2 protein-coding genes are annotated in these 1,309 nt (G+C 70.4%); both read left to right on the top strand.

Going from position 1 to position 1,309, the window contains the following annotated elements; genetic code table 11:
• The first annotated feature begins 75 nt into the window (after nt 1-75).
• Nucleotides 76-726 (top strand): DUF1989 domain-containing protein, encoded by a 651-nt coding sequence (locus ACG2DA_RS22770; RefSeq protein ID WP_395258989.1) that lies wholly within the window; start codon nt 76-78, stop codon nt 724-726.
• Nucleotides 727-869: 143 nt separating this feature from the next.
• Nucleotides 870-1,309: hypothetical protein (locus ACG2DA_RS22765; protein WP_395258987.1), on the top strand; the 440-nt coding region annotated here is incomplete at its 3' end.

Below are 1,309 nucleotides of genomic sequence, written 5' to 3'. Positions count from 1 at the left end.
GGACGCTCCGCGTCCTGAGCGGGGCGACGCAGAGCGTCGCCCCGAGAGCGAAACACTCAGAAAGTGGATCCCAGCTTGAAGACCGCCGCCCTCTCGACGCCCCCCGCCGTCGATCCCGCCGACCCCCGCCCCGTCGGCCGACGCCGCATCCCGGCCAAGTGCGGTACCGCTTTTCGCCTGAACGCCGGGGAGCGGCTGCGGGTGATCGACCCCGGGGGGCAGCAGGTTTCCGACCTGATGTGCTACGCCGCGGACGACGTGCGGGAGTACCTCTCCGGCGGGCGGACGTTCGATTACGAGGAGACGATCCTGCTGACGACCGGCAACACGCTGTGGAGCAATCGCAGCCGGAAGTTCCTGCGGATCACCGAGGACACCTGCGGCCGGCACGACTTCCTGCTGACCCCGTGCAGCCCGGAGATGTACCGGATCCTCCTCGGCGTCGACGACCACCCGAGCTGCTTCGTGAACCTGCGGGACAATCTGGCCTCCTACGGCGTGGAGCCGGACATGATCCCGACGACGTTCAACTGCTTCATGCACGTCTCGTTTCAGCCGGACGGCCGGATCAGCGTGGACCCGCCGCTCTCGAAGCCGGGGGACTTGATCGAGTTCGAGGCGCTGGTCGATCTGGTCGTCGGCCTCACGGCCTGCCCGAGCGAGACGACGAACGCCGGCAGCGTGGGGCCGATCGACTTCGAGATCGTCACGGGAGCGAAATCGTAACGGGCTCGCTGCAAAACGGGTGAAGCGGACCGCCGACGACGGCGTATTGCCCCCTGCGTCGCGGAGTGCGGACCGGTAACCTCGTCGGTACGCCCGCCAGGCGCCGCCGTCCGCTTTTCCCGTCCGCAAGGCACCGCGAGTCGATGTCCCGCCCCGCCCCGCCGGCCCGTCGTGGGTTCGCCGTTTGCGTCGTGTTGCTCGGTGCGACGTTGCTTGCGCCGCTGACCGCGTCGGCTCAGCAGGTCCTGCTGGCGCCGCCCCGCCCGGTGCACGACGCCGCTCCGACGGGGTCGGCCGGGCTGTTCGTGGGGGTGAATGAGTTCACCGATCCCTCCGGCAAGGTCGGCGACCTGCGGTTCGCGGTGAACGACGCCGTGGAACTGGCTCACCTGTTCGCCCTCGAACTGCGGCTGATCCCGGCCGGCAACTGCACGCTGGCGCTCTCCGGGGAGCCGGAGGGGGACGCGGCGACGACCCGGCTGGCGGCCCTGCGGGCCGCCGGGGCGAAGGTCGCGCCGGCCAACGCGGTGCCGATCTTCGACGCCCTCGCCGAGATCAGCGGCAAGGGGCGCGAGCCGAGCGA

This window comes from Alienimonas sp. DA493 (assembly GCF_043951915.1).
Taxonomy (GTDB): Bacteria; Planctomycetota; Planctomycetia; order Planctomycetales; family Planctomycetaceae; genus Alienimonas.
This window is presented reverse-complemented; position numbering and strand designations above follow the sequence as displayed.